The sequence below is a fragment of the Carnobacterium maltaromaticum DSM 20342 genome (genome assembly GCF_000744945.1).
GTDB lineage: Bacteria > Bacillota > Bacilli > Lactobacillales > Carnobacteriaceae > Carnobacterium > Carnobacterium maltaromaticum.
The window spans coordinates 3,295,202-3,312,007 of record NZ_JQMX01000001.1 but is presented as its reverse complement, the minus strand read 5'-3'; the positions used below and the strand labels follow the sequence as shown (position 1 = coordinate 3,312,007).

Annotated in this window: 13 protein-coding genes; all 13 read right to left on the bottom strand. The window is 36.6% G+C overall.

Annotated elements, in window-relative coordinates; genetic code table 11:
* Positions 1 to 19: 19 nt before the first annotated feature.
* The 13 genes from BR77_RS15395 to purS all read right to left on the bottom strand — a co-directional run bounded on the left by BR77_RS15395 (position 20) and on the right by purS (position 16,806).
* On the bottom strand, positions 20 to 1,162 hold the full coding sequence (locus BR77_RS15395) for a CamS family sex pheromone protein (RefSeq protein WP_010051656.1): 1,143 nt from the start codon (positions 1,160 to 1,162) through the stop codon (positions 20 to 22).
* Positions 1,159 to 3,195, bottom strand: coding sequence for an NAD-dependent DNA ligase LigA (gene ligA, locus BR77_RS15390; protein WP_015077164.1), 2,037 nt, complete (start codon positions 3,193 to 3,195; stop codon positions 1,159 to 1,161). The genes BR77_RS15395 and ligA overlap by 4 nt, the downstream gene beginning before the upstream one ends.
* Positions 3,196 to 3,226: 31 nt before the next feature.
* A complete protein-coding gene (pcrA, locus tag BR77_RS15385; protein WP_035065574.1) occupies positions 3,227 to 5,473 on the bottom strand; it encodes a DNA helicase PcrA in 2,247 nt (748 codons plus the stop codon).
* A 363-nt stretch (positions 5,474 to 5,836) separates the two neighbouring features.
* Complete coding sequence (locus BR77_RS15380) at positions 5,837 to 6,715, bottom strand: Rpn family recombination-promoting nuclease/putative transposase (RefSeq protein WP_016356575.1); 879 nt, start codon at positions 6,713 to 6,715, stop codon at positions 5,837 to 5,839.
* Positions 6,716 to 6,925: 210 nt separating this feature from the next.
* Positions 6,926 to 7,576: a GntR family transcriptional regulator gene (locus BR77_RS15375; protein WP_010051650.1), complete on the bottom strand. Its 651-nt coding sequence runs from the start codon at positions 7,574 to 7,576 to the stop codon at positions 6,926 to 6,928.
* Between the two features lie 25 nt (positions 7,577 to 7,601).
* Positions 7,602 to 8,873: a phosphoribosylamine--glycine ligase gene (gene purD, locus BR77_RS15370; protein WP_015077168.1), complete on the bottom strand. Its 1,272-nt coding sequence runs from the start codon at positions 8,871 to 8,873 to the stop codon at positions 7,602 to 7,604.
* A gap of 138 nt (positions 8,874 to 9,011) precedes the next feature.
* Positions 9,012 to 10,547: a bifunctional phosphoribosylaminoimidazolecarboxamide formyltransferase/IMP cyclohydrolase gene (gene purH / locus BR77_RS15365; RefSeq protein ID WP_015077169.1), complete on the bottom strand. Its 1,536-nt coding sequence runs from the start codon at positions 10,545 to 10,547 to the stop codon at positions 9,012 to 9,014.
* 26 nt (positions 10,548 to 10,573) lie between these two features.
* Positions 10,574 to 11,155 carry a phosphoribosylglycinamide formyltransferase gene (gene purN / locus BR77_RS15360; protein ID WP_015077170.1) on the bottom strand — a complete coding sequence of 194 codons (582 nt, stop codon included), beginning with the start codon at positions 11,153 to 11,155 and terminating at the stop codon, positions 10,574 to 10,576.
* 2 nt (positions 11,156 to 11,157) lie between these two features.
* The gene (gene purM / locus BR77_RS15355; protein WP_015077171.1) at positions 11,158 to 12,201 is read right to left on the bottom strand and encodes a phosphoribosylformylglycinamidine cyclo-ligase; all 1,044 of its coding nucleotides are present in this window, start codon (positions 12,199 to 12,201) and stop codon (positions 11,158 to 11,160) included.
* Between the two features lie 26 nt (positions 12,202 to 12,227).
* Positions 12,228 to 13,673: an amidophosphoribosyltransferase gene (gene purF, locus BR77_RS15350; protein WP_010051642.1), complete on the bottom strand. Its 1,446-nt coding sequence runs from the start codon at positions 13,671 to 13,673 to the stop codon at positions 12,228 to 12,230.
* A complete protein-coding gene (gene purL / locus BR77_RS15345; protein WP_015077172.1) occupies positions 13,649 to 15,880 on the bottom strand; it encodes a phosphoribosylformylglycinamidine synthase subunit PurL in 2,232 nt (743 codons plus the stop codon). The genes purF and purL overlap by 25 nt, the downstream gene beginning before the upstream one ends.
* Entirely contained in the window at positions 15,877 to 16,557 is a 681-nt protein-coding gene (purQ, locus tag BR77_RS15340) for a phosphoribosylformylglycinamidine synthase subunit PurQ (RefSeq protein WP_010051639.1), read from the bottom strand. The genes purL and purQ overlap by 4 nt, the downstream gene beginning before the upstream one ends.
* Complete coding sequence (gene purS / locus BR77_RS15335; protein ID WP_010051638.1) at positions 16,558 to 16,806, bottom strand: phosphoribosylformylglycinamidine synthase subunit PurS; 249 nt, start codon at positions 16,804 to 16,806, stop codon at positions 16,558 to 16,560.

Sequence of the window (16,806 nt, the reverse complement as noted above, 5' to 3'; positions counted from 1 at the left end):
CTCAGCATTTTCTTCTTTATTAATCAAAAACATGATACTTAAATTCATTACTATTAGGTTCTCTGCTTAGGAAAGCTTCCATTCCTTGCATTGAGTTAATGGAAATTTCAATTGGGATTCCTGATGGAAGTAAATTGGTTTTATCCGCTACAAATTGTGTGAATGCAATGATTTCAGAGGCTCCATAAAATTGAGTCGTAATATTGACCGTCATCTTTGTAAGCACATCATCTTTATAGTATGCTTCTGCCGTTACTCCACTTAAATTTGGGAAAAATTCTTGAACGGAAGATTTAAAATCAGCAAATTTTGATTTTTCTTCATTTGAATCGTCCTCATTATTTGGAAAAATGACTTTCTTTTCATTGATTGCCGTCCAATCCCCAACAGTAGTTGATCCATCTTTACTAACTGCCGAAGCAAAATAAACACCACCAGCTAGTGTATCTCTTGGTGATTGTTCAAATAAAGAAATCATAATAGGAACATTTCCCATACCTTCCATTTTTCTCATTCGAGCAATAATTTCATTTGCCATCGCCTTACCTTGAGCTTCTAAGTCAGCACGTGAAATTTCAGTTTGAAACTCTGCACCATATAATACTTTTTGGTAATAATCCACACTATTCATAGCTAGTCCAATACTCACACCAGCTAGTTTAAAATCGTCGCCCTCTTTCACCATGTAATTTTGCTCTAAAATTTGAGCTAAATAACGTGGTGCTCTTGTATCTGGTTCAACTTGACCATTGTCAGCTGGATTTAATCCATTCGGTCCGTTATTTGAATTTGGATCTTCTTCAGCTGCCTGTCTAGCAATCCAACTTTTAATCGTTCCGCTATCAAGCATTTGACCTTCTCTAAAATAATAACTATCCGTTGGAAATGGTTCTTGAGATAGACTAATCAATCCTGTTTCAAAAGCTTTCATATTGTACCCAGAATTCAAACTTAGACTGATACCTCGTGACTTACTTGTTTGATACTCTTTATCATTTTTCATGACTGTGCGATAATAATCAGTCGATAATTGTGTTTTTGTAGTCTTCTCAGTACCTTTTGAACTTTCTGATTTACTAGCTTCATTTGGAGTTGCACCATTGCCACAAGCAGCTAATGCTACCACACACATTGCTAACAAGACCATTAATTTTTTATTCATGTAGATTCTTCCTCTCCTTCCAACTGTTCTAATAGCTGATCTTCATTCCAAACAGCTACTTCTAATTTTTCCGCTTTAGTTAATTTACTTCCTGCTTCAGCACCTGCAACAACTAAATCAGTCTTCTTCGAAACACTCCCTGTTACTTTTCCACCTAAGTTTTCGATTCGTTCCTTAGCTTCTTCACGAGTAAAGTGGGTTAGTTTCCCTGTCAAAACAATTGTTTTTCCATTAAAATAGGAATCACTTTCAGCTAATTCAGCTCTTTTCTTACCCAAGTACGTTAAATTAACTTGGCATTGCTCTAGTTCGGCTAATAACTCTGCCACTTCTGGCAATTCGAAGTAGGTCACGACACTATCAGCAATAATCTCGCCAATACCATCTACTTCAATAATATCTTCTTTAGTCGCTTGACTCAGCTCCGCCATCGATTCAAACCGTTCAGATAAAAGCTTGGCAGCTTTAGCACCAACATGACGAATTCCTAAACCAAATAGCAAACGTTCCATTGAATTCTGCCTACTATTATCAATCGCTGTTAAAATATTATTAGCAGACTTCTCTTTAATTTTTTCTAATGTCAACAATTGCTCAAAGGTTAATTGATACAAATCAGCGACATCATGAACAAGCTCTTTTTCATACATTTGTACAATAACTCGATTACCTAAACCATCAATATTCATTGCATTTCGTGAAACAAAATGGGATAACCCTTCTGTAATTTGAGCTGGACATTTCGGATTTATACAACGCAATGCGACTTCTTCTTCTAAATGAACCAGTTCACTTTGACAAGCCGGACAATGGGTGGGCATTAAATAAGGCTGACTATTGGGTTCGCGTTTATCCGTTATAACTCGTGTCACCTCAGGGATTATATCCCCAGCCTTATGAATCACAACGGTATCTAACAAACGTATATCACGTTCTTTAATTAAATCAACATTGTGCAAACTTGCTCGTTGCACTGTCGTTCCAGCTAAATGAACCGGGTCCATAATCGCTGTTGGTGTCACCACCCCAGTCCGCCCGACTGTCCATTCAATTTCACGAACCACTGTAATGGCTTCTTCTGCTGGAAATTTATAGGCAATTGCCCAACGTGGGGCTTTAACTGTAAAACCTAAGGCTGCTTGTGTAGCAAAGTTATTGACTTTAATTACAATTCCATCAATCTCATAAGGCAAATCAACACGCTTCTCATGATAGTTTTCAACATACTCCCATACCTCGTCAATTGAATTACATAAATGACGCTCATGATTGGTTCGTATCCCCAATTGATCTAATTCATTTAAGGCTTCATCTTGACCTGTAGCTGTAATTTCACCAAAGTCTGCAATAGTATACAAAAAGGTATTTAAATTACGCTTAGCCGCTAATTTAGGATCTAATTGACGCAAGCCACCAGCAGCAGCATTCCGCGGATTCGCAAAAACATCTTCACCATTTTCTTCACGCTCTTTATTTAAAGCTATAAATGAAGACTTAGGCATATAACATTCACCACGAACTTCAATTGAGTAAGGTTTTTGTAAACGCAATGGCACTGATTTTACGGTGCGAATATTTTGAGTAATATCCTCACCAATCGTCCCGTCTCCTCTTGTTGCTGCCTGGACAAGCTGTCCATTTTCATATTTTAAGGATATTGCTAAACCATCAATCTTTAACTCACAAATATATTGAATGTCTTCATCTGGTAAAAGTCGCTTAATACGTTCATCAAAACTAATTAAATCTTCGCGATCAAACGCATTTCCTAAACTTAGCATCGGAATTTCATGAACAACCTTTGTAAAACCTGGTAATACCTGACCCCCAACTCTTTGAGTCGGAGAATCACTTGTAATTAAATCAGGATACTCTGTTTCTAATTGAACCAATTCATGGTAAAGCACATCGTAGTCATGATCAGATATTGATGGATTGTCTTTAACGTAGTACTGATAGCTATATTGATCTAATTCCCCACGTAATTCTACAGCTCTTTTTTTGGCTTCCTCAAAGGATATCGGTTCACTCATTTTCAAATCCCTCTTTCTTACTGGTTAATTTTCAAGCTTTTTCTATTGGTGCAAAGGCTGCTAACAACCTTTTAATGCCTTGCTCTTTAAAGGCCACATCTAATTCTAAATTATCTGCATCTCCAGAAACTTTCACGACCGTTCCGACACCCCATTTTTTGTGCATCGCTTTATCGCCAACTGTCCATGGTAGTTTTTCTGCACCACTTTCTACTTTATTTTGAGAAACAGGTGACTTATAGGTAGAAGCTGTCGCACGTTGCGTTTGATTGCGATTTAGTAAACTGCTGCCTCCCATCGAACTGCCACTACGTCCAAATGGCAAATTCCCTGACATTTGATTGCCAGATTCTAATGCTTCTTCGCTAATTTCTGCAATAAAGCGCGATGCAGCATTTGCTTGCGTTCGACCATACAACATCCGTGAATAAGCATTCGTAATATAAAGTTTTTGCTCAGCTCGAGTAATTCCAACATAAGCTAATCGGCGTTCCTCTTCTAGTTCATTCTCCTCCATTAGCGCTCTGGAAAGTGGGAATACGCCCTCTTCCACACCAATTAGGAAAACGATTGGAAACTCTAATCCTTTGGCTGCATGAAGTGTCATTAAAGTAACTTCACTCGTTTGTTCTTCCTCTAAATTATCCAAATCAGAAACTAAAGCTAAATCCGTCAAGAATGTTAGTAAACTCTTATCTTCGCTACTGTCTTTTTCAAATTGTTGCGTTACAGAAAGGAATTCTTGAATATTTTCAATTCGCGATTCAGATTCTAATGTTTTCTCTATTTCTAACGCTTTTAAATATCCACTACGTTTTAAAACTTCTTGAACGAGTTCTGTTACAGGCAAGTACTCTTGCATTTTATGAAAATCTTTTAACATAAAGGCAAATCCTTCTAATTCTCCAGCTGCCTTACCCGTAATTGGCGTAATGGTTACATTAAGAGCTGTTTCCAATAACGACCAACCATACTGGTTAGCTGCTGTTCTTAACTTATCAACTGTACCAGGACCAATCCCACGTTTTGGAACATTAACAATTCGTTCAAAACTCATATTATCTTCTGGGTTGGCAATTAAGCGTAAATAAGCCAAAATATCGCGTATTTCTTTACGATCATAGAACTTATGACCACCAACCATTTTATATGGAATATTTGATTTCAACAGATTTTCTTCCATTACCCGTGATTGAGCATTTGTTCGGTATAGAACGGCAAAATCGCCATAATTTAATTTACGTGTTCGCATTTCTTCTTGCATTTTAGAAACAATGTAGCGAGCTTCATCATGCTCAGATTGGCCACGATAATAAGTGATTTTTTCACCGTCTGCATTGTCTGTCCATAAATTCTTATCGCGACGATTTGAATTGTTCCCAATAACATCATTGGCTGCTTTTAAAATCATTTTAGTCGAGCGGTAGTTCTGCTCTAACAAAACAACTTTTGTATCTGGATAATCTTTTTCAAAGTTTAAAATATTTTCCATGTTCGCACCACGCCAACCATAGATACTTTGGTCCGCATCCCCAACGACACATAGATTTTTAAATCGTTTAGCCAAAGTGTTTACTAATGTGTACTGCGCATGGTTCGTATCTTGATACTCATCAACATGAATATAATGAAATTTATTTTGATAAAAATCTAGTGTCTCAGGACTATCTTTAAATAAACGTGCTGTCAACATAATCAAATCATCAAAATCTACTGCTTGATTACGACGCAATTCTTTTTGATAGTCATCGTAACAATCAGCCACAATTTTTTCAAAAATACTTGATGCATATTCGCGGTACTCTTCCGCCGTTTGCAATTCATTTTTAGCATTACTTATTTGACTTAATATTGATCTTGGGTCATATTTTTTAGGGTCAATATTTCGCTCTTTTAAAATGCGTTTCATTAAAGTTTGTTGCTCACTTGGATCGCTGATTGTAAAAGCACGATTGTATCCAATTTTATCAATATCGCGACGTAAAATACGCACACACATTGAGTGGAAAGTCGATACCCAAACATCATTTCCCCCACGTACATTTAACCGATTTACCCGTTCTTTCATTTCTTTAGCCGCTTTATTTGTAAAGGTAATAGCTAAAATATTCCATGGATTCACTTGTTTTTCTTCAATTAAATAGGCAATACGATGCGTTAATACTCGTGTCTTCCCACTTCCAGCACCAGCCATAATTAAAAGAGGTCCTTCTGTTGCGATAACGGCCTCTTTTTGTCTTGGATTCATTCCACTTATTAAATCATCTCTTGATACCAACTTCTAACATCCTCTCAGTTTCATCCTCTATTACCGAATACTAGTTCTTTTATTTGTATGTGTAGTAGCATCGAAAAAATGTATCTACATCACGAACTTTTGCAAAAAAAGGAACTCCTTATAAAAAATCGTCAAGGACTTTCTATGCACAACTAGTTCAATTATAATCATTACACTATTATAGCAAAAAAAAGCAAAAACTTCTTTAAAAAAAGAATAAGAGTCGTTGAAACTTTAATCAATAATTAAGAATTCTGATTTTTATGAAAAATCCATAAAAAAATAAGGCTGAAACAGGTGTCTCAGCCTTATATATTTGAACAATTGGTAACTATCAAATTCTAGTTCAACTATTTAGTGACGTTATACTTTTAAAGAGTTTATTGTTTTTTGTTCTAATCCTGTAATTTCATGAATTAAATCAACTGTAAAATTTTTTCCTAACATATTTTCTGCTATTTCTATTTGATTTACATGGATTCCTTTTTGGATTCCTTCTCGCTCCGCGTAAATAATCGTCGCTTTTAGATCTTCACGTGCCTTTTCTGCCGCATCTATCATGGTTCGTTCCTCCCTTTCTAGATTTTGATAATCAACTATTTGATAGGCTTCTTTAATATAGCTTGGCGCACTTTCAGCTACTTTTTCACCTGTGAAATACTGAATCCAATAACGTAAATGCTTTTGGGTTTTGTTCGTATGTTTTTTTAATTCTAAAAATGCCAAAGTGAATAACTGGCGGTTGTTTTCATCCACAAAGTACAACTCTTGATTGTTGTCATACAATGTAAAGGAATGATGCGGATTTTCATCTTCCTTGAACAAAATAAATTCTAAAATATTGATACCGTAAACGGGATACAATGAACTATATTTTGCGCCTGTTTTTTTATTTTCTAACCTTGCGACGTCCTCTTGTCCATAATTAGAGATATATTTTTCTGCGGCATAATAAAGCGCTCGCTCTTTAAAATAAATCTGGGCACGTAATTGAATTTCAATTGTGACTAAAGTTTGGTCGCTTAACCTTGCTAATACATCTACTTCTGTTTGCAATAGCTGCTTTTCTTGTGAGGCTTGGTAATATGTATCAATGTTATAAGGGTTTTCAATCGTGACTTCCTCAACATCTATATCCAAGATATCTTTAATAAAACCGATTAAAATATGACGGTATTTGGGACTTCCAAATACTTTTTTGAAGAGAATATCATTTGCAGGTGTTACTTTTTGATTTGACAAAACATCACATCCTTCACGACAAATTGTTCGTTCATAGATTAGATAAGTTTCGCCATTTTCTTATCTTCATTATATACTAATTCACTATGAACCTCAATTTTTAAAAGGTTAAATCCCTTTCACTTATACTATATGTAAACAACTTGAAAAATTGCTTATCAAGTTGATTTATCCAAAGGTTCTCTAAAAGAAAAGTAGTATTATTATAATTTATTCTTCTGTCACTGCACTTAGCATCAACTGATTAATCATGATCCTCACTTGTTTCCTAGCAAGCCCATACTCTTTTTTTCGTAGTAAGTCTAACGTCTTTGAGTAATGTTGTAATTTTTTTGCTAACGTTCGTTTCATCAAGGTTTCAATCTCATGATTTTTTTGTAAATGTAAATTGCGTAATGTATCAATGACTAGTGCCGTTTTAAATTGATTTCGGCCGTAACCTAAAAAGTCTTTTAGGAGATCACGCTCTTTACCTTGATAAACCTCTGGATCATTTAGCTCAACAAGCTGAAATAATTCATTTAAACTTGCGTCTAATTTAGAAAAATCAAGCTGAATTTCTTTTAATTCAATAAAATGGATTTGTTGAACAAAAAGTAGTTCTAAAAACTCAAGGCGTTCCAAATAGCCTCTTACATCAATTTTCTGTTCTAGTATTTTAGCTCCTTTATGAGCTTCTATCATTAAATAGCCTTCCGATTCTAACTTAAAAAATGCTTTTCTAACCGGTGTTCTACTAATACCTAATAACTTTGCTGTTTTTACTTCAGTTAAATGGGCTTGCGGTGGCCACTCTTTTGTAATTATTTTTTCTTTAATTGTTAAATAAGCCACCGTTTCTAAATTATTCCCACGTTCCATAAATCTGCTCACCTACTTTTCCAGCTTAAAATGGGTGCATGTTTATTGCCTTACTGCCAATATCCATTCGATAAAAAGTTTGATCAGTCTCTGCTTGTTCTAGATTTGAATAAACCTTTTCTCGCGCTTCTTCTAATGTATTTCCGCTAGCTGAGACTAAGTAAATTCGTCCGCCATCCGAAACTAGGTGTCCACCTTTTTCCTTTACCCCAGCTGTATAAACTTTAACATCTTTAAACTGAGTAAAATCTGGTAAAGGAATATCCGTTGTGTAACTAGTTGGATAACCATCTGCAGCAACGACAACACCGATTTCAAAACCAGTTGTTTTCCAACTTATTTTTGGTTCACGCCCTTCTAATAGATCATCTATAATAAGCGCAAAATCGCTAGTTAAACGATTTAAAACAACTTGAGTTTCTGGATCGCCAAAACGAGCATTAAACTCAATCGCTTTTGGCCCAGATTCTGTTGCAATAATTCCAGCATATAAAATGCCAGTAAAAGGTCGTCCTTCTTTAAGAAGCCCAATTGCTGCTGGTTTTAAAATTGTTTCTATCGCTTCATTTACAATAGACTCTGAAATCTGTGGCACTGGAGTATAGGCACCCATGCCGCCAGTGTTTGGTCCTTCGTCACCTTCATAAGCACGCTTATGATCTTGAGAAATAACCATTGGGTATACCTTATCATTTTTTACAAAAGCTAACAATGAAAATTCCTCACCTGACAAATATTCTTCAATTACTACTTTTTGAGAATTTGTACCAAAACGTTGCTCTATTAGCATATCTTTTAAGGCTAGCGTTGCTTCATTTAAATCTTCTGCAACAACCACACCTTTCCCAGCTGCCAACCCATCGGCTTTAATAACAATCGGGGTACCATGTTTAGTTACATAAGCTAAAGCCTGCTCATATTCTGTAAAAGTTTCATAGTAAGCTGTTGGAATAGCATAAGTCATCATAATTTCTTTAGCAAAATTCTTTGAGCCCTCAATTAAAGCTGCATTTTTACGCGGACCAAATATTTTTAAACCCGCTGCTTCAAAATCATCTACAATACCATTTAAAAGTGGAACTTCCGGTCCAACAAAAGTCCATGTTATTTGTTTTTCTTTAGCAAATTCAATTAAACCATCATGATTATCTTCCTTAATATCAACCAATTGAATCCCATCAATTGTCATACCGGCATTCCCTTTTGCACAATAAACATTTTCTACCAATGGACTCTCACTAATTTTTTTACAAATCACATGTTCTCTACCACCACTGCCAATTACTAAAATATCCATTTATTTAACGCACTCCTTTGTAACTAAAAATTTTAACTACATTTATTCAAAATAGAAAAAGACTGGGGAATCATTCCTCAGTCCTTTAATTTATGAATCTTTATTTCTTTTTTACAGAACAGCTTTTTCCACACCTTTTTAATGTCTAAAATGTCTAGTTTTGGTAAAAATCATTGTCATGCCAGATTCATTGGCTGCATCAATAGACTCTTGATCCTTGATGCTTCCTCCTGGTTGGATAATCGCTTTGATTCCTTGGCTTGCTGCATACTCCACACTGTCACTCATTGGGAAAAAGGCATCGCTAGCAAGAACGGCTCCATCTAATTGACCAGCAGCTTGTTCTAAAGCAATTTTTACAGAACCAACACGATTCATTTGTCCAGCACCAATCCCTAATGTATGTTGGTCATTAGCAATTACAATTCCATTACTTTTGACGTGTTTCATAACTTTCCAAGCAAATTCCATCGCTTTTAATTCTTCTTTTGTTGGTTGGCGTTCAGTGACAACTTGCCATTTTGGCGTTTCTGTTGGACTCAATAAATCTTGATCTTGAATTAATAAGCCGCCTAAGACACTTGTCATTTCTTTGCCTTTAACTGCTGCTTGATCGAAATTTAAGGTCATTAAACGTAAATTTTTCTTTTTAGTTAATAAAGCAAGTGCTTCTTCAGAAAAACTTGGTGCCAGAATAATTTCTAAGAAAATACCATGTAACTTTTCTGCAGTTACTAAATCAACTTCTCGATTTAATACAATAATTCCACCAAATATTGAAACTGAATCGGCTTCGTAAGCGCGCTGGAACGCTTCAAAAACAGTTGCGCCTATCCCAACACCACAAGGATTCATATGCTTCACTGCAACTGTAACTGGCTCAGAAAATTCTCTCGCTATGCGAATAGCCGCATCTGCATCTTTGATATTATTATAAGAAAGTTCTTTACCATGAATTTGTTTAGCATTCGTAATTGAAAAGTCAACAGTTAATGGTTCTTTATAAAAACTAGCTTCTTGATGACTATTTTCACCATAACGTAAACCTTGTTGGCGATCATAGGTTAATGTAACTTTTTCTGGCTCTGTTTCTCCAACTAAATTCGTTAAAAATCCAGCTATTAACGCGTCATAGCTAGCAGTATGTCTAAAGACTTTCGCCGCTAATTTTTCTCGCGTTTTTAAGGTGGTTTCGCCCTCCTTTTGAATTTCCTCGATGACAACTGGATAATCTAAAGGGTCTACAACAACCGTTACTGCTGCATAGTTTTTTGCTGCACTACGTAACATACTTGGCCCGCCAATATCAATGTTTTCAATCGCTTCTGCCGTTGTAACATCAGCTTTCATAATTGTTTCTTTAAATGGATAAAGATTGACACATACATAATCAATGGGTTGAATATTGTGTTCTTTCATCGCTTCTAAATGGCTAGCTAAATCTCTTCGTCCTAATAACCCACCGTGAATTAAAGGATGCAAAGTCTTCACTCGACCGTCTAACATTTCGGGGAAACCAGTAATCTCTTCGATACTTTTTGTGTGAATACCAGCCTCTTCTAAAACTTTTTTAGTTCCACCTGTTGAAATAATCTCAATATCATTCTCAATCAAGGCTTTCGCAAATTCTACAATCCCATTTTTATCTGAAACACTAATTAGTGCTCTTTTCATGTCACAACGCTCCCATTTCATTTAAATTAGTTTTTACTCATTTCCAACTCTTCAATAAACTGTTGAATGACAATTGGATACAAACGATGCTCAACTTGATGAATTTTTCTCTCCAAAGATTCCAATGTTTCTCCTACTTCTAACGAAACAGCTTCTTGAGCTATAATCGGCCCTGTATCCACTCCATCATCTACTAAATGAATGGTTACACCGGTTTGACTTACTTGGGCTTCAAATGCATCACGAATCCCATGAAGTCCGGGGAAATCAGGCAATAATGCTGGATGGATATTCAGGATTTTCTGCTGATAAGCCATTAACAAAGTGGTACCAATTAAACGCATATAACCTGCTAAAACAATTAACTCAATTTGATTTTCTTGTAAAAGAGCCAAAATAGCTTCTTCGTATTCGGTTTTACTAGTAAAATCAGCTGGACTAAATGAATAACTGGGTATGCCTAATTGGCGACTTCGTTCTATAACAAATGCTTGCTTTCTATCACAAAATAAAAGGACCAGTTCTGCTTCATTATTTTCTGCTCGAATCTGATTCGCAATCGCTTCAAAATTACTGCCATTCCCTGACGCAAAGACTGCTATTTTCATTCCTACACCTCAGCTTTAAAAATGATAGACTCTTCTTGTTTTTCCGTAACCTTCCCAATCACAGATGCTCCTTCTCCAGCTTCATGAAATAAAGCCAACGCTTCATCTACGTTTTCTGCCGAAACAGCTACAACCATTCCAATTCCCATATTAAAAATTTCATACATTTCAGTAGTTGGAACTTGCCCATATTTTTCTAAAGCTTTAAATATTGGCAACACTTCCCAAGTGCCTAACTGGATTTCAGCAGCTAAATGCTCTGGCAACATCCGCGGAATATTCTCGACAAATCCGCCACCAGTAATATGCGAAATGCCATGGACTAAATCAGCTTGAAGTGCTTTTAACAAGGGTTTTACATAAATTTTAGTTGGAGTTAAAAGCTCTGAACCTAAGGATTTACCAGAAATTTCAGCGAGCTGACTGTCATAAGTGAAGTTGTTTTGTTGGAAGAATATTTTTCGAACTAATGAGTATCCATTGGAATGAATACCACTTGAAGCCAATCCAATCAAACAATCTCCTGCTTGAATATCATTTGAATTTAATAAATTCTTTTTCTCCACGACCCCTACCGCAAAACCAGCTAAATCATAGTCATCTTCCTCATACATTCCTGGCATCTCAGCCGTTTCTCCACCAATTAAAGCGGCTCCTGCTTCAATACATCCCTCAGCGACACCAGCGACAACTTGTTCCAATCTAGCTGGCTTATTTTTTCCTGTTGCAATATAATCTAAAAAATAAAGTGGCTCTGCTCCTTGCGCGATAATATCGTTGACGCACATTGCCACACAATCGATTCCAATCGTCTGATGTTGATTCATAGCAATAGCAATCATCAATTTTGTTCCGACACCATCTGTTCCAGAAACCAAAACTGGTTCTTTTACACCTGTAATAGATAAATCAAAGCAACCTCCAAAACCACCCAGAGCACCCATTACACCCAGACGTTCTGTTCGTTTCACGTGCTTTTTAATTCGTTCAACAGTTTCATATCCTGCTGCTACATCTACACCTGCTTTTGCATATGCATTTGTCATTTTTAGGAATCCCTCCACCTGTTCTTTTAGATTTTAGTTATTGCTGGTTCCTCTTCTAAAGAAGCTAAATATTCAGCTTCATAATCATATAAAGACGTTGGAAAATCACCATTGAAATACGCCATACATAATCCAGTATAGGGAGCATCATAATTTAAACCAATCGAGTCAATTAGCCCATCCTGGCTCAAATATGCTAAACTATCTGCCCCAATCAGTGTTTCAATTTCAGAAACCGAATGATTGGCTGCAATCAACTCTTGTCTTGTTTGAATATCAATCCCATAGAAACACGGATAACGCAGCGGTGGCGAAGCAATTCTTACATGAACTTCAGCAGCACCAGCTTCTTTTAATAATTTTACAATTCGGCGACTCGTTGTCCCACGAACAATTGAGTCATCCACCATCACAACTTTTTTGCCTGCAACAACACCACGAACTGCGGAAAGCTTCATTCTGACACCTTGCTCTCTCAATTCTTGCGTCGGTTGAATAAACGTACGAGCAATATATTGATTTTTAACTAAGCCCATTTCATAAGGAATACCACTCATTTCTGCATAACCACTGGCTGCTGACAAAGATGAATTTGGCACGCCAATCACAATATCCGCCTCAATTGGCGCTTCCTCAGCTAGGCGACGTCCCATATTTTTACGAGCTGTATGAACATTTACCCCAGCAATATCTGAATCCGGTCTCGCAAAATAAATATATTCCATCGAACAAATTGACATAGTCGTTTCATCTGTATATGTTTCAATTCGATACCCCGAGTCATCAATAATGACAATTTCACCAGGCATTACCTGACGAACAAACTTGGCTCCAACTACATCAATTGCACAGGTTTCACTGGCTAAAATATAGGCTCCATTCTGCATTTGGCCAATCGATAACGGTCTAAAACCATTGGGATCTAAAGCTCCAATTAGTGCTTCTGGTGTTAAAATTAAATAGGCAAATCCGCCTTTTACAGTGTTTAAACTTTCTTTCAACTTATCTAAAAAAGTGGCTTCTTTACTTCGTCTAATCAAATGCATTAACACTTCTGTATCTGAATTAGAATGAAAAATAGCTCCTTCACGTTCCAATTCAAAACGTAAACTTTTAGCATTAATTAAATTGCCATTATGCGCTAAAGCCATCTCTTCATCATAAAATTTAAAGAGAAAGGGTTGAATATTATTGATTCCATCGCTTCCGGCTGTTCCATAACGAACATGTCCAATCGCAGCATGCCCTTCTAGACGTTGCAAATCAGCCTCATCCTTAAAAACCTCTGCAATTAATCCAACATTTCGATGGCCTTTTAATTTTCCAGCTTGATTGGCAACGATGCCGGCTCCTTCTTGTCCCCGATGTTGCAAACTATGAAGACCAAAATAACTCAATCTAGCTGCATCGTGATGTCCCCAAACACCAAAAACGCCACATTCTTCATTTAAACTTCTGACTTCAGTAAGCACGGAATCGCATCCTCCCATAATTCTCTTAGTTGCTTCGTTTCTAATTGTAAATTTCCATCTTTCGCAGTCAAATTAAACTTTCCGTCATTTGTTACTTTTCCAATTTCTGTTGCAGCATCATCAAAAAGTTGTTTAAATGCAGATGTTTTTTCAGTTTTGACTGAAATTACATAACGAGATTGTGTCTCGCTAAATAACCAGTTTAATGGCATATCAACTGCCACTTCGATACCTAAGTCATTTCCAAAAGCGGATTCTGCTAAAGCTACAGCCAAACCACCTTCAGCTAAATCATGAGCACTAGTAACTAAACCAGCTTTGATTGCTGCTAAAACTTTATCTTGATGCGCCTTTTCAACTACTAAATCAAAATCCATTAATTTACCTTCTATGCGACCTAGCTCCATTTTTTGTAATTCAGAACCATTAAAATCAGCTTTTGTTGTTCCCACTACAAAAATATGATCCCCTGCTTGCTTAAATTCTTGTGTTGTAACATGTGCTAAATCTTCAATTAAACCAACCATACCAATCATCGGAGTAGGGTAAATGGCTTGGCCATTAAATTCATTGTACAAAGAAACATTACCGGAGATAACCGGAGTATCCAGGACTTCACAGGCTTTTGCAATACCATCAGCTGAGGTCCATAGTTCCCAAAAAATTTCTGGCTTATCTGGATTCCCATAATTCAAACAATCCGTTATCGCTAATGGTTTACCACCACTACAAACAATATTTCGAGCTGCTTCCGCAACTGCAATTTGTCCGCCTTTTTCAGGATTTAAATAGAGGTACCGTGCATTACAATCTGTCGTTAAAGCTAAAGCTTTTTTAGTTCCTCTAATGCGCACTACAGCGGCATCACTACCTGGTCCAACAACAGTATTCGTACGCACCATTGAATCATACTTTTCAAAAATAGAACGTTTAGAAGCAATTGTCGGTTGTTGTAAAAGTTTTTTTAATGTCTCAGCTGGATTAGTAGTCTTTGGTTGATACTTTTCTAAAGCACTAAATGCTTGGATTCTTGCCGGCTCCTCATACTTTTTATAATAGGTTGGTGCATCTTCTGCCAAAGCATCAACAGGTAAATCAGCAACTAAATTCCCTTCATGATATAAACGATACATGCCATCGTCTGTTACATGTCCAATAGTTACTGCCTCAAGTTCATAGCGTTGAAAAAGTTCCTCGACTCTTTTTTCAGAACCTTTTTTCACACAAATCAACATGCGCTCTTGCGATTCCGAAAGCATCATTTCATAAGGAGTCATTTCTGTTTCCCGTTGTGGAACATCATCTAAATTCAGAACTAAACCACTTCCAGCTTTAGAAGCCATTTCTGAACTTGAAGAAACTAAACCAGCTGCTCCCATATCTTGGATACCGACTAATATATCTTGATAATCATAAATTAATTCTAAACAAGCTTCTAGTAAGAGTTTTTCCATAAATGGATCGCCAACTTGTACAGCTGAACGTTGTGCTTCTTCCTCATCGTTAAATTCCTCAGAAGCAAATGTTGCGCCATGAATTCCATCACGCCCTGTTTTTGCTCCCACATACATAATGGAATTCCCAGTTCCTTTAGCTTGACCTTTTTGAATATCTTTATGATCAATTAAACCTACACACATAGCGTTTACTAATGGATTTCCAGCGTAACAAGAATCAAAAGCAATTTCTCCACCAACTGTCGGAATCCCAATACAATTCCCATAACCCGCAATCCCAGCAACAACTTCTTCGACTAAATACTTGGTTCTTTCATTGTCTAATTCACCAAAACGAAGCGAATCCAAAATCGCAATCGGTCGAGCTCCCATGCTGAAAATGTCACGAATAATGCCTCCAACTCCAGTTGCTGCCCCTTCATAAGGTTCAACTGCGGAAGGATGATTGTGGCTCTCTGCTTTAAAAACAACTGCTTGCCCGTCACCGATATCAACAATACCAGCACCTTCTCCTGGACCTTGTAACACTTGTGGACCACTTGTCGGGAATTTTCTTAACACAGGCTTCGAATTTTTATAAGAACAATGCTCACTCCACATAACTGAAAACAAGCCGGTTTCTGTATAATTAGGCAAACGTTTTAAAATATCAACGGAGATCAGTTGATATTCCTCATCGGTTAGACCCCATTCAAGATAAATGCGCTCATTTTTAATTTCTTCTGGGGTTGGTTCATGTACCATTATCATGTATTTGTCACCTTTCCGTAATTTGCTACAATTGATTTAAAAAAACGTAATCCATCATTAGAACCCAATAGTTCCTCAACCGCTCGTTCAGGATGTGGCATCATTCCTAAAACATTTCCAGCCTGATTAGTAATTCCAGCAATATTTGCTAAACTACCATTTGGATTTTCTGATTCGTAAGTAAAAATAATTTGATTGTTCGCTTTTAGCCCTTCTAGCGTCTCCGCATCACAATAATAATTCCCTTCTCCATGAGCAATTGGAATTTGGATAACTTCGCCTTTTGCATATTCCGATGTAAAATTGGTTTTATTCGTCACAACTTTCAACCCAACTGTTTTGCAGACAAAATGTAACGATTCATTGCGTCGTAACGCACCCGGTAATAAGCCTGCCTCTAACAAAATTTGAAATCCATTACACGTTCCAAAGACAGGTTTCCCTTCATTTGCAAAACGGATAACTTCACTCATAATCGCTGAAAATCGAGCAATTGCACCACAGCGTAAATAGTCGCCATAAGAAAATCCACCTGGTAATAGCACACCATCAAAACCAGCTAAGCTTGTTTCATAATGCTGAACATATTCTGCTTTTTCACCAAGAATATCTGTCACAGCAGACAGCATATCCATGTCACAATTTGATCCTGGAAAAACAATGACAGCAAACTTCATTTAGCTGACCTCCTGAATTTCATAATGATAACTTTCCATCACAACATTGGCTAACAATTTATCACAAATTTCTTCAATCGTTGTTTCAATTTTAGTTTCGGATTTAGCCACTTTAATTTCAAAATATTTTCCAATTCGAATATCTTCAATTTCACTATACCCAAGTCTGTGAACTGCCCCTTTAACAGCCTCACCTTGTGGATCTAAAACAGATTGCTTATACATTACGTAAACTTTAACCAAATACAT